Genomic DNA, 21,578 nt, shown 5'->3' with positions numbered 1-21,578 from the left:
ATTCTCCACAATCTCTACAAGAGAGGATTACAGGAAGTACTTCTTGGTGTATTCGATGGCCTTCCGGGACTGGAGGAAGCCTTTAAAGCCGTTTATCCGAAAGCCGATGTGCAGCGCTGTGTCGTTCACAAAGTACGTAATACCTTAAATCGTGTTCGGAAAAAAGATCAATTTGAAGTGGCAGAGGATCTCAAACTGATTTATCGCGCACCGAATAAGGAGATTGCGTTACAGATGTTTCAACAGTTTGAGTCGAAATGGTCCAGCAAGTATCCGAGAGAAGTTCAATCTTGGGCCAATGAGTTGGATGTCCTCCTTACATTTATGGATTATCCAAGCAGTATTCGAAGTGTGATTTACACGACCAATGCCATTGAACGAACGATCAAAGAGATTCGGAAACGTCTAAAGCCGATGAACAGTTTGAGTAGTTTAGAAGCCGCTGAAAAAGTCGTGTATTTGACCATCCAAGATTTTAATGAGAAATGGGCAGGGCGAAAGTTGCGAGGATTTGCCGAAGCACATGAAGCCCTTCAACGAATGTTTGAAGAACGTTATCATTAACCAAATACTGTAAATAAACAAAATAGGGGGATTCTCCCTTTCCAAACAGGAGACTGAATATTCAGTCTCCTGTTTGGAGGAAACTAGTTCCCTATTCATTCCAAATCCATTTCAGAGAAACCCTACCCCATTACATTACACAAAATTCTTGACGGTACCTTACCTGATATGAAAATAAGAATTTGTTCATATTTTCTATTTTATTTTTGTGATTAATTTAAAAAACTCTCCAAAGGATAGCTAAGTATGATTAGATTTCTTCTGTTAATGATAAATAGATTAAACTTTTCTATATAACTTCTTCATAATTAAAGTTAATTTGTCCAATGATAAAGCACTCATAAATTCTGGTGTTATGTCAAGAAAAAGAACACGTTAAACAGAGAAGAGAAATAGCTGAATTTATGCAGCTACTTTTCTCTGGTTGGCATAGTAAGCAGCTTCAAATTCAGATGATGATTCATAACCAGGTCCGGAGTGACTTCTTTTTTGGTTGTAAAAGCATACAATGTAGTTTGTGTTTCGCTTCTTTCCTTGTACGGAATCGATTCAGATAAATGCACTCTTTCTTGAGTAAGTTATGAAACGACTCCATACAAACTTTGTCGTAACAGCTCCTAGGTTTCGACATATTGACTTGGAAATGATACTCATGTAACAGTTGTTAATTATCATTGGAGACATACTGGCTCCCTCAATCCGAATCTCCCTACTAGTTTGTTTAAAGCTCGTTGTAACGCTTTGATGACTAATTCACGAAACTAGGGAGCTTTCGTCAGTCCAGCATTTGTCCAACATTGGAACTTCACTTTACAACGTATAAAAGGATCCAGATAAATCCACTTATCGTCTTCTTTACGGACGAGCTGCTTTTACTGCTTTTTTATTTAAAACGCGAATTAGTTAACAATTCTCATTCATATAATTGAGTATGAAAATAAAAGAAAACTAGGGGGTTATAGGGATGGGAATTTGTATACTATTTAGACAATATCCAAATGAAAATCCTTTTAGGGATCACTTGCTTGAATTAGCTAAATATTTTCCAGGTGATGAATTAATAATATCAACTGGTTATATAGAAGAAGCAATTTTTTTCGACCCTACTAACCCACAACCAAATGGAAGGATGTATATTGATGATTTGGCTGAAGCTATAAACGATGGGCTCCCCCAAGGAGGAACACTAAGAATAATAGGGGGAAGATTCTGGAAACATGAAAATAGTTGTCTATCTAATCAGGGACATACCTTCCCGCCAGGCCAAAATTATATAGTGGGTTCTAAGTGCTATATGTGTAATTTCAGGCATTTTGAAGATTATTTGAAAAGGCATACCAATATCCCTCAAAAATCTATTATTATTGAAGTTCAGCACGATAGCAGTTGGCATGCAAAAGTAGCAGTCAAACTTCATAAAGGGGAGTTTGTTGGGGCGATTATAGGAAGTAGTAATTTGACTGATCGTGCCTTCAGTGCCTACCATCAATATCCGAATAAAGAGTGTGATGTGTTTTTATGGAATAGACAAGCGTTATCAAATGCAGGTGTTAAGTGTAGTATAGATTCAATGTCGTGGAATCAAATTAAAAATTTTGACGGTTTCCATACAATTACCAGGATACCAGTTCAAATAACCACCAAGGGACTATCGGAAAAAGATATATTCAGAAACATCTTAGCCACAGTAAGAAAGTACAGGTAAGAAGGTACAGGGACGGGTAGAATCTCTAAGTCTCGTTTTATTGTCAAACAGCACGGCTTGATTTTAACTTTTTTTGCTATATTTTGGGGTATCTTCTCTAAGTTATGTCCCTTCAAGGGCCTATCAACATAAGGAAACTTCATTGGTTTAATATTTATTCCTGTAAGCCACATATCTCTGACAATAACGAACTTAAGCGGAATTATTAGGGGCTTTGATTTTCGCCTTTACAGATTCTTCACGAGTTCGACACTCACTAGGAAAACAAATTGTTCACCAATCCTTAATTCACAATGGGGAACGATTCGACACACTTCACGTGTGTATCTAGGAGTTAGGCTAAATGTCTATGATTCCTAGGGGAATCTCCACTCCTACGCCGTGCAGAGTTGACATTGTTTGTCAGTAGGTTCCATCCATTGATATAGGTCTCCATATTTTGAAGAAAAATATCCTAAAGTAAGTCTCTGCGGTCATTCCTCACCCTTCGTCACGACTCGCCGGTGCGAATTTCAACGATTTGAACTAGCAGAAGAGCCAGTCAACTGTTCAGTACATGTGCACGAATGGAGTCTTCCAAGCGATGATATACCGGTTGTAATTCGAGCGTCGACTTTAGAGTTCCGAAAGGCATCCTCGATATCGACTAGTTGTTTATATCCAAGCGTTACTTTTTCGGCAGATAACAGGAATCCTATCAATAACAAAAATCGTTCAAAGTAATTGAGCGGTTCATAAAACTACTCCCATTCCTCTCTATACCATTCCTTAAATCGCACAATTTCGTCTCTAAAATATCGTATATAAGGCTGGCAATGTGGCTAGCTCTTGTATCTTGTGCTAAATTCCTTATATGTTGTAATTCGCTGTTTTTGGCAATTAAAAAATGCATGAAATGGCAAATAAGAATATTCAATGATCTGTATAAAATTTCATACCTGTTGTCGCTTGACATGGAGCCTCTGCGGGCATGCTTTCTGGCAAAGGGGGCAAGCCACAGGACTTTGCAAGGCATATAAGCCTATCATACCCGCCACTCCATGTAAAGCGGTGAATATGCAATAAATTATGCATATCCTTAATTGCCAAACACTACAATTCTTAATTGCCACTAACAAATTCGCTAATAACTAAATCAGCTAATTCAGAAACATATTTTGATTCTCTTTCAATGTGATATTTCTCATGTCGAATTAGTCAAATAAGATATTCAAGCATTTCGTTACGGTTAGTAGAATCCATTTTATTAAGCCCTCCAGTATTCTTAATGTGCTTAGAAAGCTTACCACATCAACCTTTAGAGGACTTTTTGTTGGTGCCATAAGTGGTGCCAAATTTGGTGCCCAAAATAGTGCCGTTCGATAAATTCGGTATAACCTAGCGAATGTTGAAATTAGCGAAACCTTGGTATATCAACATTTTTCAAGTATTAAAGGTCTTATCTTTCTCAAATAAAATTCAGAAAATCATCTGTTTCACCTTGACAGGGTAGAAGTCGCGTACTTCGAACCCAGCCGAAATCATCTAACGTCTTAGAACCGCGTCAAATCAACGTTTGGCGTGGTTTTTTCTTTTCGTTGACTTGGCGTCGACTTATCGTTGACAGCGCAGCAGGAAAGCGGTCGCCTCCGTTGTACAGCAGCGGCCCTTTATAAACGTAATGTCCAACGCTTTTTATTTCGAAATAGCGAAATAATAGGCGTTTTTTGTTATGTCTATTTTAGAAAACAATGAGAGTATGCGAAGAGGAAAGCGGATGAAAACGGTGCGATCAACAGCTAATAAAGTAGATGTCTATCATATTGTGAGATTTTCAGAAGGCAGACAAAAGATGATAGTCAATAATCTCATTTTACTTTGTACTAGTTATCAAGCGGAGGAATATAAAGGAGAACATGCTTATTATATGTTATAGAAAAAATATCGAAGGGAGATGAAAATAGCGTTGGCAACGAAGCTTAAAAAAGCTGCGTTCAAACATGTCGAAGCAAAATGGTATTGCTATCACGATCCATCGAAAGAGATACAAATGATTCGAAATAATCTCATGTTTTGTCGAGAGGGAGTCGATGAAAACATAGGTAGCGGCCGCGATTCTCTTCCAAGGAAGCCGATGGAATCCAACGCTGCACGACAGACGACACATAAGCGGTTAGCACAGTTAGAAGAAATAGCAAACGCGGTATATACACAATTGCCAAAAACGCATCAAAGGCTGATTCGATTATGGGATTGGACAAGACGGTATACATGGGATGGACTAGCTGATAAATTAAGCAAACGCCAAGCCGTGCGGCGGCGGATGAAATTATTTATGCGATTGGGGTGAGATGGGATGCAGATGAGTGCCGTATTTATGAAAGAGTTAGCTGATATACTCTTCAAATACAATTTAGCTTGCATAAAGTCAGATAACGGTATTATAGGCTATAAAGATGGCAAATTCAAAATGTTGAATAATACGTTTGTTAGCGCGATACCAGAAGGAATTGAAATGAGTGGTTATGGAGTAAAGCATAAAAAAGAACCTTTAGAGAAAATAGTAGAAGATCTAAAAGATTGTTTTAAGAAAAACAAGATGGGTGCAATTGAGGGCAATTATTTTATTGGTTTTGATGATGGCAACAAATTCAAAATAAGAATAATGTAAACCGAGCGATAAGCTCTTTTATTTTCGGGCAGCGAAAATTTGGCTCTGTTTATAAAATATCCGAATTTTACAAAAAAACAATTCTCTATTAACACGCCATTTATAAAAATCACCTATGATGAAAGTAAAAGTGAATGGGTAGGTTGAGAGGATGAGAAACCGTGAAAGCAAAAAGGAAGCGATCTTACGAAACGCTCCTATATGTTTTCATGGTTTCTTTTTCTTTTAATTTGTGAAAGGGGGATTGTTTTGAGCGAACGATGGTTGGAGTGCATCCGAAGCGATCGGCTCATTGCCGCAATTAAAAGCCCAAAGTATCTAGAAATGTTTCTCCAAACCGAATTGCAAGTCGCCTTTTTGCAAACGGGAAACATTAGTGTGATTAAACGATATGTCGATTTATTAAAGGAACATCAACGGTTTGTTTTTCTTCATGTCGAAAAGATTCCAGGAATTAGTTATGACCGGGAGGGGTTGAAGTTTTTGGCAAAATTTATAAAGCCGCATGGGATTGTGACGACCAAAAGCTCTCTCGTTCAATTAGCGAAAAAAGAAGGGTTGATGACCGTTCAGCGCTTGTTTTTAGTGGATACCGATGCGGTGGAAAATGGAATAAAAAGCATTCATGATGTCCAGCCGGATGCATTAGAGATTATGCCCGGGCTGATTCCTGAAATGATTGAGATGGTCCGGAAACAGACGCACGTTCCCATTATTACCGGCGGGCTGATTCAACATGAGAAACATATTGAAGCTGCGCTGCAAAGCGGGGCGGTTTCTGTTTCGACGGGACGCCCATGGTTGTGGAAAAAATGGGGAAGCATAAGCAGGGAAGAGGTGCATGCGCGTGGCGAAAATTGAATTAGTTCATGTGTGCAAGTCTTACAACGGAAAAGAGAATGTCATTCACGATTTAAGTGTTTCCATTGAACCGGGGGAATTTTTCGTTCTTGTCGGTCCGTCTGGTTGCGGCAAAAGCACGATTTTACGGATGATAGCCGGGTTAGAAACGATTACATCCGGGACTTTGCTCATCGGCGGGATAGAGGCCAATGATCTGCCGCCGAGCGAACGCAATTTGTCGATGGTATTTCAAAACTATGCGCTGTACCCGCATTTAACCGTTGAGCAAAACATTACTTTTGGTCTACATACAAAGAAAATTTCGAAACAAGAACAAAAGAAACGCTGTTTGGAAGCAGCAGAGATGCTTGGTTTGACCGATTTTCTCAAACATAAACCGCGCGAATTATCCGGTGGGCAGCGCCAGCGTGTAGCGCTAGCGAGAGCGATTGTCACTCATGCGCCTATTTGCTTAATGGATGAGCCTTTATCGAATTTAGATGCAAAATTACGGGCAAAAATGCGTTCCGAAATTCGCCAGCTGCAAAGACGACTAGGGATCACCATGGTTTATGTGACGCATGATCAAGTAGAAGCGATGACGATGGCGGATCGAATGATGATTTTACACGAAGGGCGGCCGCAGCAAATCGGGGCTCCGCTTGACATTTATAACCATCCTGCCAATACATTTGTTGCTTCTTTCATCGGCGCGCCGCCAATGAATTTGGCGGAAGCAAAGGTGCTGGAAAGTTTGTTGCTTTTTAACGGTGGACGGGCGATCCGGTTTCATCGCCTTTTGCCTTCTTCCACACAACAAATCATTGTTGGCGTCCGTCCGGAACATATCCGCCTTGCCAAGTCAGGCGATGACCATTTTGTAGCGAAAGTCGTCAATGTGGAAATTTTAGGTACGGAAACGCTCGTCACATTTGAACTAACGAAAAACGAGCATTGGATTGCGCGATGGAACGGGCAATGGAACGTTCATGCCGGTGAACGAGTGCCTTTAACCATTGATGAAACAGATTTCCTTTTCTTTCATGAAAATGGCCAGCGGTTGAATCGCTCGATGCCTTCTTATGCGGCCGGCAAGGAGGAACGCCAATGAATACATCGCTTTCCATGAAATCATCTCCATCTGTTCCGATTCGCCGCAAACGAGCGATACGGGCAACGTTGGAAGGAATAGTGTACTTGCTTCCATCGCTTATTTTGTTTTCTATTTTTCTTTTTTACCCGATGCTGCGAACCATGTATTTAAGTCTCTATGTAACAGATCATCAAGGAAATCCTGTTCAATTTGTCGGGATCGAGAATTTTGTTTATTTGTTAAAAGATGTTAACTTTCTGCAAAGCGCAAAAGCGACATTGTTATTCGTTTGCTACACCGTTCCGGCCAGTGTTTTTCTAGCGTTATGTTTAGCGCTCATGGCCAATGAAAAGCTGAAAGGAATCGGTTTGTTCCGCACGTTTTTTTCTTCGACAATGGGCATGAGTGTAGCGGCCTCTTCTGTCATTTGGATGTTTATGTACAATCCTTCCATCGGGGTTATCAATAAAATGCTATCTTTATTTGGAATTTCCGACGTTCAGTGGCTGCTTGACCCGAAATTAGCGCTCATTTCTGTCGCCATTTCAACGATTTGGATGAATACAGGTTTTACCTTTCTGATTTTGCTCGGAGGATTGCAAAATATCGACCCGACTTTATATGAAAGTGCGCGCATTGCGGGGGTGAGCTACTGGTATCAACTGCGCAAAGTGACATTGCCTTTATTGTCGCCAACGCTCTTTTTTGTGACGACGGTTTCGCTCATTCATTCGTTCCAAACGTTTGGCCAAATCGATATGTTAACGAAGGGCGGACCGATGGACGCAACGAATGTCATTGTTTACTCCATTTACAAAGATGCTTTTATTAATTACAACTTCGGTTCGGCTAGTGCCCAAGCGGTCCTTCTCTTTTTCGCGGTTTTAGTGGTTACCTTTTTGCAATTTAAATTCGGGGAGAGGAAGGTTCATTATCAATGAACGTGTTACGAACGTTTCTGTTGTATGCCCTTCTCATCATTTGTTCTGTTGTCGTGCTGTTTCCGATTGTTTACGCGTTTCTCATCAGTTTTATGAATGGAGCGGAAGTGCTGCAGGGGCATATATGGCCGCAGAAGTTTACGATGGCTAACTATGTTGCGGCGTTTCAGAAAGTTCCGTTGCTAGAGTATTTGTTAAACAGCTTTATTGTTTCGTTGATTGTTATGTCCGGACAGTTGATCGTGTCAAGCTTAGCGGCATTTGCTTTCGTGTTTTTAAACTTCAAAGGGAGAGATGTTCTCTTTTTTCTATGTATCGCAACGATGCTGATCCCTTGGGAGGCAACGATGATTCCGAATTTTTTGACCGTTCAAAAACTTGGCTGGCTGAATAGCTATTTAGGATTGACAGTTCCATTTTTTGCTTTAGCTTTCGGCATATTTCTTTTGCGCCAGCACTTTAAGACGATTCCACTGGAATTATATGAGGCGGCGCAAGTATCAGGGGTTGGCCGCTTTCGCTTCTTTTGGAATATTGTTCTTCCGTTATCGAAAACGAGCTTAGTTACATTAGGAGTTTATAGCTTTTTAACGACTTGGAATATGTATTTATGGCCTTTGCTCGTTACCAATAATGACCGTGTTCGCACCGTCCAAATCGGATTAAAGCAAATGCAATCGCAAGAAATTTCGACAGAATGGGGGGTGGTGATGGCGGCAGTTGTCGTGATCATTTTGCCAACATTATTGTTGTTGTTTGTCGGGCAAAAGCATCTTCAAAAAGGACTTATGCAGGGAGCGATTAAATAAGGGGGAGAAAAATGATCATGAAAAAAGGAATTTTCATTTTGTTCGCGTTCATTTTAATGACACTGACCGCTTGTTCAAGCCAAAACAACGAAGCAACAGCCGCTCCATCTGAAAACAAAGACGGGAAAACAGAGGTCATTTTTTGGCATGCGATGAGCGGCGATTTAGAAACGGTATTAAAAGAAATTGTCGAGGAATTTAATCAGTCCCATCCTTCTATTGAGGTAAAGCCGATTTTTCAAGGCACATACGAAGAAGCGTTGACGAAATTCAATACAGTGGCTGGAACGAAAGACGCGCCAACGATTATGCAAACATTTGAAGTTGGAACAAAGTATATGATTGATAGCGGCAAAATTCAGCCTGTACAAAAATTTATTGATGAAGAAAATTATGACACATCGCAATGGGAAAAAAATATCGTCAATTATTATACGGTGGATGGAAAAATCTACTCCATGCCGTTCAACTCCTCCACGCCTGTGCTGATTTATAACAAAGATGCGTTCAAAGAAGCAGGATTGGACCCTGAAAAGCCGCCGATGACGTATAGCGAGTTAAAAGAAGCGGCAAAAAAATTGACAAAAAAACAAGGGGGACAAACGACCCAATATGGTTTTTCGATTTTAAATTACGGTTGGTTTTTTGAAGAAATGCTTGCGGTGCAAGGCGGGCTGTACGTCAATAATGAAAATGGACGCAAGGGGAACGCCAAGAAAGCGATTTTTAATAGTGAAGAAGGATTGCGTGTATTTGATTTGATTCGTGACATGTATAAAGAAGGAACGTTCTACAACGTAGGACAAAACTGGGATGATATGCGCGCGGCGTTTCAATCCAAGAAAATCGCGATGTATTTAGACTCTTCTGCAGGGGTGAAAACGATTATCGACAATGCGCCGTTTGAGGTGGGAGTTTCTTACTTGCCAGTTCCAGATCGTGTAGAGCGCCAAGGAGTGATCATTGGCGGAGCGTCGCTATGGATGAGCAAAGATATTAGTGAAAAACAGCAAAAAGCGGCATGGGAGTTCATGAAATATTTAGCAACACCTGAAGTCCAAGCGAAATGGCATGTGAAAACAGGGTATTTTGCGATTAATCCAGCCGCTTATGACGAAGAGATCGTGAAAGCGGAGTGGGAAAAATACCCTCAATTAAAAGTAACCGTCGATCAATTGAAACAAACAAAACCAATACCTGCGACACAAGGAGCGCTCATCTCTGTTTTTCCGGAATCCCGCCAAAAAGTAGTAAAAGCAATGGAAAGCTTATACCAAGGCGCTGATCCGAAAGAAGCGCTGGATCGTGCAGCAGAGGAAACGGACCGGGCTCTTGAAGTAGCGAATAAGAAATAAGTTGGAAATCAACGGGGCTGGCCTAAAAGCAAAGCGTCAGACCCAACAACCATATGCAGGGCATAACTATATGAGGTCAGACGCTTATGGGTCAGCTCCTTTGATTTACTCATCAATGGGGGTGTGGAGAGGAATGGAAGTTTATGCCCATCGGGGATTTAGCGGGAAATATCCCGAAAACACCATGCTGGCGTTTCAAAAAGCGTACGATGTGGGTGCTGACGGGATTGAATTAGATGTACAAATGACAAAAGATGGGGAAATTGTCGTCATTCATGATGAACGAGTCGACCGAACAACGGATGGGATTGGTTATGTCAAAGACTTTCTTTATAAACAGCTTCGTTTGCTTGATGCGGGAAGCTGGTTTCATGACCATTTTGCCCGCCAACGTATTCCCGCCTTGATGGAGGTGCTGGAGTGGGTTCAAGATTTAGATAGAAAAATAATGATTAATATTGAGCTAAAAAATGACGCAATCGATTATCCGCATTTAGAAGAAAAGGTGCTCAAAATGATTGGGCAATTCCAATTGGAAGACCAGGTTATATTATCTTCTTTTAACATATTTAGTATGCTAAAGGCACGGCAGCTTCATCCGACCATTGAAATTGGCACATTGTTTGAAGGAGTGAATGAAAGCGCAGTTCCAAGGGCAAAAGTAGTGAATGCTCAAGCGATACATGGGAATTTGCCGTTTGTTTTATCTTCAGAAGGAAAAAAAGCGGTGGCCCAAGGGATGAAATTGCGCGTTTATACGGTGAATGATGCAAAGGTAGTACCGATGTTGTGGAATGCGGGCGTATCGGCGCTAATGACAGATTTTCCGAATGAAATTTTGACGGAGAAGTGTCAGTCTTAAGAAGAAGCAGAGAACGAAAACCCTCGACACATTCCCTTTCTATAATGCGAAGCATTTAGGAGGGGGTAGTCGAGGGATATTTTTTAACCTGCTTTTTTTGCTATTTTATCTTTTTGTTTGGTTGTAAGATTCCAATAAATAGGAATTCCGGATAATGTGATTAACACAGAAAGAAAAGCATCGAGCGGCTGATGGATGACGGTGCTTCCAATGATGTAAAGCGCTCCCGCAATCGCGACAATAGGCGTTACAGGATATAAAGGCACTTTATATAGCAAATGATCGGACTTCTGATTTTTCCGCAGCAAAAATACGGCGCAAAACGCTAAGCCGTAAAAGGAGAAAACACTAAAAATGGCGATATCGGTCAAGCGATCTGGGCTTGTCATTAACATCATCGCCACAGCGATCGCTACTTGTAAAACGGTTGCTTGAACAGGAGTGTGAAACGTTGGGTGAACGCGTGATAAGAAACGAGCGCCAGGGAACAGTCCGTTTTCTGCCATGGCAAACGGCATGCGTGGGAATGTTAAAATCTTTCCATTTAAACAACCGAAAATGGAAATTAAAATGCCGATCGCAATCATTTTTCCGCCTACATCGCCAAATAGTAACGTCGCGACTTCTTTTGCGGCGTTCGGGCCAAGCTCGACAATTTTACTGGCAGGAAGTACGTGAAGGATCGCGACATTGACGGCTAAGTAGCAAAGCGTGACAATGACAATTCCAGTAATAATGGCTTTTGGCAACGTTTTTGCTGGATTTTTCATTTCGCCTGCCACAAACCCGACGTTCATCCAGCCGTCGTATGCCCAAAGCGTCGCTAATACAGCAGCACCCATGCTGATCGCTTGGCTGCTTTCGCTTTCCATTCCGAACACAGGCGCATCTCCTTGAACCATTCCAAACACGATAATAAGGAAGATTGGAAGCAGTTTTGCTAATGTTAACAAGCTTTGAACTGTTCCGCCATATTGTGTTCCAAGTATGTTAATGAGCGCAAGAAAAAGAACAGCCAAAATTCCGATCCATGTTTCCGTCTGTTTGGAAAAACTGAACACCCCTGCAAATAACGAACCGAAGTATAACCCGAGCGCTCCGATCACCGCTGGGCCGTAGATGATCGTTTGCACCCATCCGCATAAAAAGCCCCAAAACTTTCCGTACACCTCTTCTACATAAGCATACAGTCCTCCGGTTTTCGGGATTTTTACGCTCACTTCCGCGATCGTCAACCCGCTCGCTAATGTAATGATGCCACCGATGACCCATGCCCATAGGGCCATTGTCGAGTCACCAGCGGCGGCGATGACCACGCCTGGTTTCATGAAAATGCCGGAACCGATGACCGTGCCGATGACTAAAGATGTTGCAACGATAAAGCCAATGCTTTTTCTTAATTCAGCTTGCTCCATTTTGTTCACCTCAAAAAGACAAATGTTTTTCTGATAAGTACTCAATCATTATAACATGAGATTAAGTAAATTGTTATTTTTCAAAAATTAAAACATTATGGAGAATCAACTTCATTTCTTGACATGAACGAGTTTTTTGTACACGATGAAACATGTCTTTTCATGGTATAAATAGTATAGGAAAAATCTACAACGAATGACGTAGGGAGTCGCAGGAAATGAATTGGATACGGTCACGTATTTTTTGGAAAATTTATCTCATTAATTTAGTCGTTATTTTTGCTTTGCTAGCATTAATGTTTATGATTGCTCGGATGTCTTTGCCGGAAATCACCAAAGAACAATATCGCTACATGACGGATAAGACCGTTTTGCGAATGAAAGAACAAATTGTTCAAATTGGCGAGGATTTAAATAAGTTTGAGCAATACGTGCAAAACGATCCACGTTTTCGGGTGAACGATGCCAAGCAATGGTCAGAAGGACTTGAACATATTATTCAAATTTCTCCTTACATTGATAGCGGTACAGTATTAGATTCGCACGGATATGTGAAAGGATTTTATCCTAATGACTTGAGCTATCTATTAAACTATAACTTAAGTAAGCGTGAATACTTCCAGCAAGCGTTGCGAACGAAAAAAGCTTACTTCAGCGATGTCGTCTCCGCGGATACGGGACGTTATTTACTCGTTATTTCTGTTCCTGTTTTAAATGAACGGAATGAAGTGGAGAGAGTCGTCAACTTATCGATGCGAATTGAACATAATAATCTATTTCGATCCATTGTTCAAAGTTTTCGAATTGGTGAACACGGCTATACGTTCATTGTCGATCGCAATGGGAACATTATTACTCATCCATCGAAAAAGCGAATTGGCGATAATGTCGTCGAAAATGCTGTTGTGCAAAAATTGCTTCGAGGACAATCAGGCTATGAAGAAGTCGTCAATACGGAAGGAGTGGCGATGCTTGCTTCCTATGCGTACATTCCGATTTTACAATGGGGTGTTGTTGCGCAAGTGCCTGTTTCGGAGATTTATAAACCTTATGCGTTGTTTGAAAAGGCGCTTTGGTTTGCTTCTATTGCGGCATTTTTCATTTTATCGCTTTTAACAGCGCTCTATGCCCAGCAAATTGTCCATCCGATTCGCCGGTTATGTGATGTGGCAGAAGCGGTCGCAAAAGGAAACAAACATGTTCGCGCAGACGAAACCGATCCAACGGAAATTGGCTTGCTTGCAAAGCGCTTCAATTACATGATTGATTCTATTCAACAGTCAGAAGAACTGTTGCGAAAATCGGAAAAACTAGCGGTTGTCGGTGAATTGGCGGCAGGGGTTGCCCACGAAATCCGTAACCCATTAACATCGCTGAAAGGGTTTATCCAGCTTTTAAAAGAGGGAGAACGCAATCAGGTGTATTTCGATATTATTGAAGCGGAGTTAGAGCGATTGAACGAAATTGTCGATGAGTTTTTATTGCTTGGAAAGCCGAATCCAGCAAAAAAGGCATACCATCACGTATCGGAAATGTTACAACATGTGATGAAGCTTCTTGAAGGGCAAGCGCTATTGCATCATGTCACCGTTCAATATTTCATTGATGAACAACTTCCGCCGCTTTATTGTGATGAAAATCAATTGAAACAAGTGTTCATCAACATCATCAAAAACGCAATTGAAGCGATGCCAAATGGCGGAATATTACGGATCGAAGCGAAACAGCGACTAGATTCGATTCTCATTTGCATCACAGACGAAGGCTGTGGCATTCCGAAAGAGCGAATGGCCACGCTCGGTGAACCGTTCTACAGTACAAAAGAAAAAGGGACAGGACTAGGGCTAATGGTAAGTTTTAAAATCGTGGAAGCACATGGTGGCGAAATGAAGATTTATAGTGAAGAAGGAAAAGGAACGACCGTTTGTTTGCTTTTTCCCATTTCCTCAAAGCAGGAGGGCTGAGTGAAAAGATCAGCCCTCTTTCTTTGGCGGCTTCACGCAACAAAAATTCGCTGTGTGCATTGACGCTGTGAATTTCGTTTTGTGCCCATCGTTCAATCACTTCGTATAAAGCGGGATCGATCACAATGGAAAAGTTTTTCTTTTTCGCCATATCACTCGACAACCACCAAGGCGAACAGTGCCTGGCACTGTTCGCCAAGTTTAAATAGAGGGATTCTGCTTCAAGGGGCGAATAAAATAACAGTAAAAAAATGAATGGAGGATACTTTGCATGGATATTCAAATTGTGATAATGCCACCTTTGAAAGTAATTGGAATGGGTTGGACAGGACCATATTCACAAGGATATGAGATTCCAAAACTATTTGATCAATTTGCGGCACGAGAGAAAGAAATAGTTAATCAAAAAGATAATAAATATATATGTCCGTTTCATGATCGCAAAACGGATTTCACTTATTATGTAACAGTAGAAGTAGATTCCTTTGATCATGTACCAGAAGGAATGGTTTCCCTTGAATTGCCGGAACAGAAATATGCGTTTGCAAGCTATCATGGACCAGCAAAAGAAGTTGAACAAGCGTATATAAACATTTTCAATTGGCTAAGAGAAAACGGTTATGAAAAGGATTATAGTGCCCTGAGCCTAGAGATATACCATGAAGAAGACGAAGAAGTGAATCGCTCTGAAAACAAGCGTAAATTTGATATGTATGTTCCAGTGAAATGATTATGTGTGATGAATCAGCCCGGCAGTCTATATAAATCCAGCCTAAACTTTCGACATTTTCTCCTGCCAATCAATTGCCACTGACGGCAGCAGCGACGAATGTGCAGCAATCCCAACAGCTTGTAAAGCATGGAAACCGGGCAATGCACAGATAGGAAAATGAAAATAAAAAAACAGGTGAAATGTTTGCGAATTCGATCATTGCCACATCTATTGCGAATGTGGTTTTTTATTGTCTATCAGCCCATGTTTTGCGCAGTTCTCTGTTTGCTTGAAATGGAACTCGGAATTGTTTCGATCACAACATGTATATCTAAGTAATTTAGAGCAAATATTATAAATGGTACAAATCAATAAGAAGCATCCCAGGCAGAACGGCCTGGGATGCTTTGTTTATAAACTAAAAAAAGATTTACACTCTTGACGAGTAAAATGGAATCAATGTAAGATGATCTTGTAATCGATTACATAGATAAACTTTCCAAACTGATGCCTTAGAGGGAATAATCTCATAATCTACTAGACAGCGAATTACCGCTGACAAGGGAAAAAAAGCTATACGTTTCAAATCGATAAAAGACGGATGGCGGGATCAAACGGCAGAGTAAAGCGGATTCCACCGCAACGTTTATTGTCTTTTCTGTAATCGATTACAAAAGAGCAAAGGTAGACAAGTCAGAATAGTTGCCGACATGCAGAAATGTAACCGATTTCAATTTTAGGGGGTGATCAAACGAAAGCAGCCTAGCGATTCGTTTTTTTTGAATATTAAAACGAATGAGATGAACAAGGGGGATCGATGCAAATGAAAAAAAGAGTAAAATTGTCAGCCTTGTTGCTGACGCTGACGCTGGGGCTTACAGCGTGCTCGGGAGCCCAAAACACGAGTAATGACAGCACGGATAGCAAAAAAGAAAGCAAGGGTGGAAACAAGGCAGGCGAAGTGGTGAAAATCGTCTATGCCCGCGGGCAAGATTCAACGAAGGGGACGGAAAAGCTGATCGAAGCGTTTGAAAAAGCGCACCCGAACATCGATGTCGAGCTGCGGGAAATGCCGGCCGATACCGGCAAGCAGCACGATGCTTACGTTACGATGTTAAACGCCCAATCGTCTGAAATCGATGTCATGGATCTTGACGTCATTTGGCCGGCTGAATTCGCCCAAGCAGGCTACACGCTGCCATTGGACCGCTTTATTGAAAAAGACGGCATCGATTTAAGCAAATACAACCAAGGCGCGCTGGCGGCCGGAAACTTCAACGGCAAACAATGGGCGATGCCGAAATTCATTGATGCTGGCATGCTGTTTTACCGCACTGACCTTGTGTCTAAGGACCAAGTGCCGAAAACGTGGGATGAACTGTTAAAAAAGGCAAAAGAACTGAAAGGGAAAGGCGGCACGAAATTCGGCTACTTAATGCAGGCGAAACAATATGAAGGACTTGTGTGCAACGCCGTTGAATTCATTGCTTCTTATGGAGGGCAAATCGTCGACAAAAACGGCAATGTTGTCATCAACAGTCCGGAAGCCATTAAAGGGCTGAAAAAAATGGTCGAAATCGTCAAATCGGATATCGTGCCAAGCAATGTGACGACCTTTACGGAACCTGAGTCCCATACGGCGTTCATTGAAGGGCAGGCGCCGTTTATCCGCAATTGGCCTTACCAATACGCACTGGCTAACGATCCAGAGCAATCGAAAATTGTCGGCAAAGTCGGCGTTGCTCCGCTTCCGGCCGGCGACAAAGGTTCGGCTGCAGCGTTGGGTGGCTGGATGACCGCGATCAACAAATATTCGAAACACCCGAAAGAAGCGTGGGAATTCGTCAAATTTATGACCGGACCGGAAGGGCAAAAGATTTCGGCAATTTATGGCGGCTTAGCACCGACATTGCCTGAATTGTTCAAGGATGAAGAAGTGTTGAAAGCAAATCCGTTCTTTGCCGAAGAAGGGTTTGTCAACGCTTTGAATGCGGCGGTGCCGCGTCCGGTTGTGCCGAATTATCCGGAAATCTCGGAAATCATCCAAATTAACGTATCGAAAGCGCTGGCCGGAGAGCTGACCGTCGAACAAGCGGTAGCGAATATGGAAAAAGAAATGAAGGCAGCAATGAACAAATAAGCGGCTCTGTTGTCCGGCGCGGTGCAGCCCAAAAAGAGCCAGAAAGGATAACGAAGAACGCCATTCGTGTTCGGCAATGTGTACGTATTAGCCTTCAGGCCGCTCCTTGTCCGGTGCTGAAGGCTAATATCCTTTTTGAAACGGGAAAAGGGGGAACGCAACGATGAAGAATGAAAAGCGAATGGAGCGGATTTTAGGCTATTCGCTTGTCGCGCCGGCGCTGCTGTTGATTTTGGCGATCGCCATTTGGCCGGTCATTCAGTCGTTTTATTACAGCTTGTTCGACTATCGGCTCAACGATCCGGCGAAGTCGTCCATTCATTTGAACTACAGACTTGATTTGGAACGGTACTTGCAAAACTATCCGTTTTTGAAAAGCGCGCTCAAACAGGAACTGGCCGCTGCGAATGAACAGACGAAAGAAACGCTTGCCGAAGTCGAACAAAAACTGGCCAAAATGGACGCCGCTATTCGCGCAGACGAGCAAGTGGCGAAGCAATATGATCAAGTGAACGAAGTGCTCGACAATTTTGAAACCCCGAGCGAGGAGATGAAAATCGCCGAACTGGATGAACAAACCGCCAAACAGTTGACTGGCACGGTTCGCGATGTCGTTCAAACGCTGAAACAGGCCAGAAAGGCCGGGGAACTGAAGCAGCCTGACAAAGTCGTCGGCCTTGCTGAAGGGCTCACTGGGGTTGTCATTGAGCCGAACTTTGTCGGCTTGAAGCATTACAAAGACAATTTCAGCGATCCGCGCTTATGGAAAGCGCTATGGAATACAACGTTCTTTACGGTTGTTTCGGTTGCGGTCGAGCTTGTGCTCGGATTGGCGATTGCTTTGCTCATCAACAAGGCGTTTTTTGGCCGCGGGCTCGTACGGGCGACGATTTTAGTGCCGTGGGCCATTCCGACGGCCGTATCGGCGCTTATGTGGAAGTTTTTATATGACGGGCAAAACGGGATTGTCGCCAAATATTTCGAAACAATCGGCCTTGTTGACCGGATGGGGGACTTGCTGACGACGGAAGCGGGGGCGATGTTTGCCGTCATTTTCGCCGACGTCTGGAAAACGACGCCGTATATGGCGCTGTTGCTGCTCGCCGGGCTGCAAACGATCCCAAGCTCGTTATATGAAGCCGCCTCGATCGACGGGGCGACGAAATGGCAGCAATTCACAAAAGTGACACTGCCATTGCTGAAATCTAGCATTTTGGTTGCCCTTTTATTCCGGACGCTGGATGCGTTCCGCGTTTTCGACCTTATTTTCGTGTTAACCGGTGGAGGACCGGCGAACTCGACGGAAACGATCTCCATTCTGGCGTATAAAGTCATGTTCTCGCAAACGAACTTCGGCAGCGGATCGGCGTTGGCCGTCATCGTATTTATTTGTGTCGCCATCATTTCGATGATTTATATCAAATGGCTCGGGAAAGATTTGCTGTCTGATAGCGCAAGCGTGAAACGATAAGTGAGGTGAGATCATGACGAAAAAAGCAGGACCGCTCTTTTACGTTTTTCTGGCCGTGTTTGTCTTTTTCGTAATGTTTCCGTTTTTATGGGTTTTGCTCAGCTCGGTGAAGCCGTTGAGCGAACTGTTTGGCGACAAAGCGTTTCAATGGTTTACAAGCCATCCAACATTAAAATCGTATATTTCCGTTTTTGTCAATTACCCGTTTTTGCGCTATTTATGGAACAGCACCGTCGTAGCGACGGTCACGACCGTTTATACCGTGTTTGTCGCCGCGTTTGCCGCCTATGCCATCGCGCGCTTGGAGTTTAAAGGGAAGACGGTCATTCTCGGCCTTGTGCTGGCGGTGTCGATGTTTCCGCAAATCGCGACCATTTCTCCGATTTACATGTTTGTGAAAAAGTTTGGCTTGACGAACAGCTATTTAGGGTTGATTATTCCGTATACGACGTTTGCGCTGCCGCTGTCGATCTGGCTGTTAGTGACCTTTTTCCGCAAAATCCCGTTTGATTTGGAAGAGGCGGCGAAGATAGACGGAGCGACGCCAATGCAAACGTATTTTAAAGTCATTTTGCCGCTCGCTGTGCCGGGGGTGTTTACAACGTCCATTCTCGTCTTCATTGCGGCTTGGAATGAATTTTTATTTGCCTTGACGATCAATACGGCGGAAAAATATAAAACCGTCCCGGTCGGCATTGCCATGTTCCAAGGACAGTATACGATTCCTTGGGGTGAAATTTCAGCGGCGACGGTTGTCGTTACGATTCCGCTTGTCATCATGGTGCTCTTGTTCCAGCGCCGCATTGTGTCCGGGCTGACGTCCGGTTCGGTGAAAGAATAATAGAAAAGCCAAAAAGGATGCCGTTGTGCGTGCATCCTTTTTTGATTAGGCGTGGGGGCATTGATTCGAAACACAAAACGGCGAACGCACTGTTCTATCGGCGGCTCGTCGTTCATATGCTAATGACAGGCGTCGGAAAAGAGAGCGTTTTCAAAGAAAAGGTTTATCCTAAATATACAGAAAATTGTTAAAATTAATTTCGCTGCGTACTTGAAAGGGGGTGGGAGTGGATTGATTTTATTGACGCCAAGTGAGGAGGTGATCCAAGTTGCGTTTTGACCGTCCTTTTGAAGCGTATGCCGTAGGCGAGCGCCATCGTTCGCGCGGACGGACGATCACCGAGACGGACATTGTGCAGTTTGCCGGCGTTTCTGGTGATTTTTATCCGTTGCATATGGACCGGGAATACGCGCAGCGGACGCAGTTTGGCGAACGCATCGCCCACGGGATGCTGACGCTGTCGGCGGCGACCGGGCTGTGGGTGATGGAGCCAGGCATGATTCTCGCTTTTTACGGCATTGACTCGCTCCGTTTCGTCCGCCCGGTGAAAATCGGCGATACGATTTACGTCGAATCGGAAGTGAAGCAGCTGACGGAACGGGGCGAAACGGCAGGGCTGGTCACGGTGCATCAACGCATTGTCAATCAACATGGGGAAACGGTCGTCGACGCGATTGTGCACGTGCTTGTCGCCCGTGAAGGCAATGGATGAACGGATTCCGCCATAAGGGGAATTATCGTCAAGGATGTGATCTATAGCGGACGGCAGTTTTTTCAGGAGGAAGCCGCACTTTTTGATGGCGTTTTCATCAAAAGCGGACGGCGGAGCCGCTCCCGATGAAAAACAAAGCATTATCATTCATTTTTCCGCTTAGTGATGATGGTCAAAAGGAGAAGGAGGGGTGCTCATGGCGATATCGATGCTCGATCCGGCCGAATTAAAGCGCCAAAAAAGGCGGGCTGCGATATCCAGTGTGGTCGGCACGACGATTGAATGGTATGATTTCTTTCTTTACGGGACGATGGCCGCTCTCATTTTTCCGCAATTATTTTTCCCGCAAAGCGATCCGTATGTGGCGCTCATGCAGTCGTTTACGACGTTTGCGTTAGGGTTTATCGCTAGACCGGTCGGCGCGGCCATTTTCGGCCATTTCGGCGACCGGATCGGCCGCAAGGCGACATTGGTCGCCACGCTGCTTTTAATGGGATTGGCGACGGCGTTCATCGGCTTTATGCCGACATACGAGCAAATCGGCTTATGGGCGCCGGTGCTGGTGACGGTGCTCCGCCTTATTCAAGGAATTGGGGTCGGTGGAGAGTGGGGCGGCGCCATTTTAATTTCGATGGAGTGGGAAGAAGGGAAACGGCGCGGTTTTATGGCTTCGCTGCCGCAAATGGGCGTGCCGTTCGGGCTGTTGTCTTCTTCGCTCGTGACGACGCTCATGCTGGCGGTTGGCGGCGACAGCTTTCATGCGTGGGGATGGCGCGTTCCGTTTCTGATTAGTTTTCTTCTGGTCGCTGTCGGATTGTATATCCGGCTGAAAGTATTTGAGTCGCCTTTGTTCCAGGAAGCATTAGCGAAAGAAGGAACGAGCAAGATGCCGGTCGGCGAAGTGCTCGTCAAACATCCGCGCGAAATTGTATGGTCGGCGCTCGCGCGGGTGATCGAAAACGGATCATTCTATATTTTTGTCACGTTTATTGTCAGCTACGGCACGACATTTTTGCAGATGGAAAAAAGTATTTTCGTTAACACGACAATTATCGCGGCGATCATCAATGCGCTTTCCATTGTATATTTCGGCCATTTGTCCGACCGGTGGGGGCGCCGCCGCGTTTACATGACAGGCGTCATTTTGCTCATGCTGTGGGCGTTCCCGTATTACTGGCTCGTGAATACGAAAAGCGTTGCGCTCATTTTCTTGGCGACGATCGTTGCTATGCTGTTCCACGGCATGCTGTACGGCCCGCAGGCGGCGATGATCGCGGAAAACTTCCCGACGCGCCTCCGCTACAGCGGCGCCTCGCTCGGCTATCAGCTGGCGTCCATTATCGCCGGCGGGCCGGCGCCGCTCATCAGCACGTGGCTCTTGCATACGTACGGCAGCGCGACCGCGATTTCGTTCTACATCGTCGTCATGGGGTTGATTTCGCTGGCCGGCGTGAAAATGCTTCAAGACCGCGCCCGCCAGGCGATCAATTGAGTAGGCACG

Annotated in this window: 19 protein-coding genes and 2 pseudogenes; 17 read left to right on the top strand and 4 right to left on the bottom strand. The window is 43.7% G+C overall.

The features are described from left to right. Positions 1–564 (top strand): IS256 family transposase (locus AC1WMD_RS09620; protein WP_494256945.1); only part of this gene is annotated, 564 nt, incomplete at its 5' end. A 460-nt stretch (positions 565–1,024) separates the two neighbouring features. Here the strand turns inward: AC1WMD_RS09620 and AC1WMD_RS09615 are convergent. Then, a complete protein-coding gene (locus AC1WMD_RS09615; RefSeq protein ID WP_494256944.1) occupies positions 1,025–1,195 on the bottom strand; it encodes an integrase core domain-containing protein in 171 nt (56 codons plus the stop codon). 333 nt (positions 1,196–1,528) lie between these two features. Between AC1WMD_RS09615 and AC1WMD_RS09610 the strand changes: the two genes are divergently transcribed. Next, positions 1,529–2,269 (top strand): hypothetical protein, encoded by a 741-nt coding sequence (locus AC1WMD_RS09610; RefSeq protein WP_494256942.1) that lies wholly within the window; start codon positions 1,529–1,531, stop codon positions 2,267–2,269. Between the two features lie 374 nt (positions 2,270–2,643). On the opposite strand, the pseudogene AC1WMD_RS09605 reads toward AC1WMD_RS09610, so the two are convergent. Further along, positions 2,644–2,955 (bottom strand): annotated as a pseudogene (locus AC1WMD_RS09605) (IS1634 family transposase); the annotation flags it as partial. Positions 2,956–4,214: 1,259 nt separating this feature from the next. On the opposite strand from AC1WMD_RS09605, the gene AC1WMD_RS09600 reads away from it, so the two are divergent. The 8 genes from AC1WMD_RS09600 to AC1WMD_RS09565 all read left to right on the top strand — a co-directional run bounded on the left by AC1WMD_RS09600 (position 4,215) and on the right by AC1WMD_RS09565 (position 10,822). Next, positions 4,215–4,598, top strand: coding sequence for a transcriptional regulator (locus AC1WMD_RS09600; protein WP_494256941.1), 384 nt, complete (start codon positions 4,215–4,217; stop codon positions 4,596–4,598). Between the two features lie 12 nt (positions 4,599–4,610). Further along, positions 4,611–4,919 carry a hypothetical protein gene (locus AC1WMD_RS09595; protein WP_494256939.1) on the top strand — a complete coding sequence of 103 codons (309 nt, stop codon included), beginning with the start codon at positions 4,611–4,613 and terminating at the stop codon, positions 4,917–4,919. Between the two features lie 249 nt (positions 4,920–5,168). Further along, complete coding sequence (locus AC1WMD_RS09590) at positions 5,169–5,780, top strand: glycerol-3-phosphate responsive antiterminator (protein ID WP_494256938.1); 612 nt, start codon at positions 5,169–5,171, stop codon at positions 5,778–5,780. Continuing rightward, complete coding sequence (locus AC1WMD_RS09585) at positions 5,767–6,873, top strand: ABC transporter ATP-binding protein (protein ID WP_043906515.1); 1,107 nt, start codon at positions 5,767–5,769, stop codon at positions 6,871–6,873. The genes AC1WMD_RS09590 and AC1WMD_RS09585 overlap by 14 nt, the downstream gene beginning before the upstream one ends. Then, on the top strand, positions 6,870–7,796 hold the full coding sequence (locus AC1WMD_RS09580) for a carbohydrate ABC transporter permease (protein WP_043904326.1): 927 nt from the start codon (positions 6,870–6,872) through the stop codon (positions 7,794–7,796). The genes AC1WMD_RS09585 and AC1WMD_RS09580 overlap by 4 nt, the downstream gene beginning before the upstream one ends. Then, positions 7,793–8,605, top strand: a complete 813-nt coding sequence (locus AC1WMD_RS09575) for a carbohydrate ABC transporter permease (protein WP_494256936.1) — start codon at positions 7,793–7,795, stop codon at positions 8,603–8,605. Before AC1WMD_RS09580 ends, AC1WMD_RS09575 begins: the two co-directional genes overlap by 4 nt. A 17-nt stretch (positions 8,606–8,622) precedes the next feature. Next, positions 8,623–9,960: an ABC transporter substrate-binding protein gene (locus AC1WMD_RS09570; protein ID WP_494256960.1), complete on the top strand. Its 1,338-nt coding sequence runs from the start codon at positions 8,623–8,625 to the stop codon at positions 9,958–9,960. Between the two features lie 133 nt (positions 9,961–10,093). Continuing rightward, the gene (locus AC1WMD_RS09565; RefSeq protein WP_494256934.1) at positions 10,094–10,822 is read left to right on the top strand and encodes a glycerophosphodiester phosphodiesterase; all 729 of its coding nucleotides are present in this window, start codon (positions 10,094–10,096) and stop codon (positions 10,820–10,822) included. Between the two features lie 83 nt (positions 10,823–10,905). Here the strand turns inward: AC1WMD_RS09565 and AC1WMD_RS09560 are convergent, their stop codons facing one another. After that, the gene (locus AC1WMD_RS09560; RefSeq protein ID WP_494256932.1) at positions 10,906–12,237 is read right to left on the bottom strand and encodes an APC family permease; all 1,332 of its coding nucleotides are present in this window, start codon (positions 12,235–12,237) and stop codon (positions 10,906–10,908) included. A gap of 218 nt (positions 12,238–12,455) precedes the next feature. On the opposite strand from AC1WMD_RS09560, the gene AC1WMD_RS09555 reads away from it, so the two are divergent. Next, a complete protein-coding gene (locus AC1WMD_RS09555; protein ID WP_043904330.1) occupies positions 12,456–14,201 on the top strand; it encodes a cache domain-containing protein in 1,746 nt (581 codons plus the stop codon). A 13-nt stretch (positions 14,202–14,214) separates the two neighbouring features. Here AC1WMD_RS09555 and AC1WMD_RS09550 read toward each other — a convergent pair. Continuing rightward, positions 14,215–14,352 (bottom strand): annotated as a pseudogene (locus tag AC1WMD_RS09550) (type II toxin-antitoxin system antitoxin); the annotation flags it as partial. Between the two features lie 120 nt (positions 14,353–14,472). On the opposite strand from AC1WMD_RS09550, the gene AC1WMD_RS09545 reads away from it, so the two are divergent. The 6 genes from AC1WMD_RS09545 to AC1WMD_RS09520 all read left to right on the top strand — a co-directional run bounded on the left by AC1WMD_RS09545 (position 14,473) and on the right by AC1WMD_RS09520 (position 21,569). Next, positions 14,473–14,931, top strand: coding sequence for a GyrI-like domain-containing protein (locus tag AC1WMD_RS09545; protein ID WP_494256930.1), 459 nt, complete (start codon positions 14,473–14,475; stop codon positions 14,929–14,931). A gap of 805 nt (positions 14,932–15,736) precedes the next feature. Then, positions 15,737–17,053: an ABC transporter substrate-binding protein gene (locus tag AC1WMD_RS09540; RefSeq protein ID WP_494256928.1), complete on the top strand. Its 1,317-nt coding sequence runs from the start codon at positions 15,737–15,739 to the stop codon at positions 17,051–17,053. 163 nt (positions 17,054–17,216) lie between these two features. Continuing rightward, positions 17,217–18,524, top strand: coding sequence for a carbohydrate ABC transporter permease (locus tag AC1WMD_RS09535; protein ID WP_494256927.1), 1,308 nt, complete (start codon positions 17,217–17,219; stop codon positions 18,522–18,524). A gap of 13 nt (positions 18,525–18,537) precedes the next feature. After that, complete coding sequence (locus tag AC1WMD_RS09530) at positions 18,538–19,365, top strand: carbohydrate ABC transporter permease (protein ID WP_043904339.1); 828 nt, start codon at positions 18,538–18,540, stop codon at positions 19,363–19,365. 268 nt (positions 19,366–19,633) lie between these two features. Next, on the top strand, positions 19,634–20,077 hold the full coding sequence (locus tag AC1WMD_RS09525) for a MaoC/PaaZ C-terminal domain-containing protein (RefSeq protein WP_062678834.1): 444 nt from the start codon (positions 19,634–19,636) through the stop codon (positions 20,075–20,077). Between the two features lie 196 nt (positions 20,078–20,273). After that, a complete protein-coding gene (locus AC1WMD_RS09520; protein WP_494256924.1) occupies positions 20,274–21,569 on the top strand; it encodes an MFS transporter in 1,296 nt (431 codons plus the stop codon). Positions 21,570–21,578 lie beyond the last annotated feature (9 nt).

Source organism: Parageobacillus sp. NEAU-HV-2 (genome assembly GCF_059115485.1).
Note: the sequence above shows the minus strand (reverse complement) of the source record. Positions and strands in the feature narration are given on the sequence as shown.

Excerpts from the sequence above, each read along its gene's own strand:
- AC1WMD_RS09580 (WP_043904326.1), top strand. The coding sequence starts at position 6,870 with ATGAATACATCGCTTTCCATGAAATCATCTCCATCTGTTCCGATTCGC.
- AC1WMD_RS09595 (WP_494256939.1), top strand. The coding sequence starts at position 4,611 with ATGAGTGCCGTATTTATGAAAGAGTTAGCTGATATACTCTTCAAATAC.
- AC1WMD_RS09540 (WP_494256928.1), top strand. The coding sequence starts at position 15,737 with ATGAAAAAAAGAGTAAAATTGTCAGCCTTGTTGCTGACGCTGACGCTG.
- AC1WMD_RS09575 (WP_494256936.1), top strand. The coding sequence starts at position 7,793 with ATGAACGTGTTACGAACGTTTCTGTTGTATGCCCTTCTCATCATTTGT.
- AC1WMD_RS09555 (WP_043904330.1), top strand. The coding sequence starts at position 12,456 with ATGAATTGGATACGGTCACGTATTTTTTGGAAAATTTATCTCATTAAT.
- AC1WMD_RS09560 (WP_494256932.1), bottom strand. The coding sequence starts at position 12,237 with ATGGAGCAAGCTGAATTAAGAAAAAGCATTGGCTTTATCGTTGCAACA.
- AC1WMD_RS09615 (WP_494256944.1), bottom strand. The coding sequence starts at position 1,195 with ATGTCGAAACCTAGGAGCTGTTACGACAAAGTTTGTATGGAGTCGTTT.
- AC1WMD_RS09530 (WP_043904339.1), top strand. The coding sequence starts at position 18,538 with ATGACGAAAAAAGCAGGACCGCTCTTTTACGTTTTTCTGGCCGTGTTT.
- AC1WMD_RS09520 (WP_494256924.1), top strand. The coding sequence starts at position 20,274 with ATGGCGATATCGATGCTCGATCCGGCCGAATTAAAGCGCCAAAAAAGG.
- AC1WMD_RS09610 (WP_494256942.1), top strand. The coding sequence starts at position 1,529 with ATGGGAATTTGTATACTATTTAGACAATATCCAAATGAAAATCCTTTT.
- AC1WMD_RS09565 (WP_494256934.1), top strand. The coding sequence starts at position 10,094 with ATGGAAGTTTATGCCCATCGGGGATTTAGCGGGAAATATCCCGAAAAC.
- AC1WMD_RS09535 (WP_494256927.1), top strand. The coding sequence starts at position 17,217 with ATGAAGAATGAAAAGCGAATGGAGCGGATTTTAGGCTATTCGCTTGTC.
- AC1WMD_RS09545 (WP_494256930.1), top strand. The coding sequence starts at position 14,473 with ATGGATATTCAAATTGTGATAATGCCACCTTTGAAAGTAATTGGAATG.
- AC1WMD_RS09570 (WP_494256960.1), top strand. The coding sequence starts at position 8,623 with ATGAAAAAAGGAATTTTCATTTTGTTCGCGTTCATTTTAATGACACTG.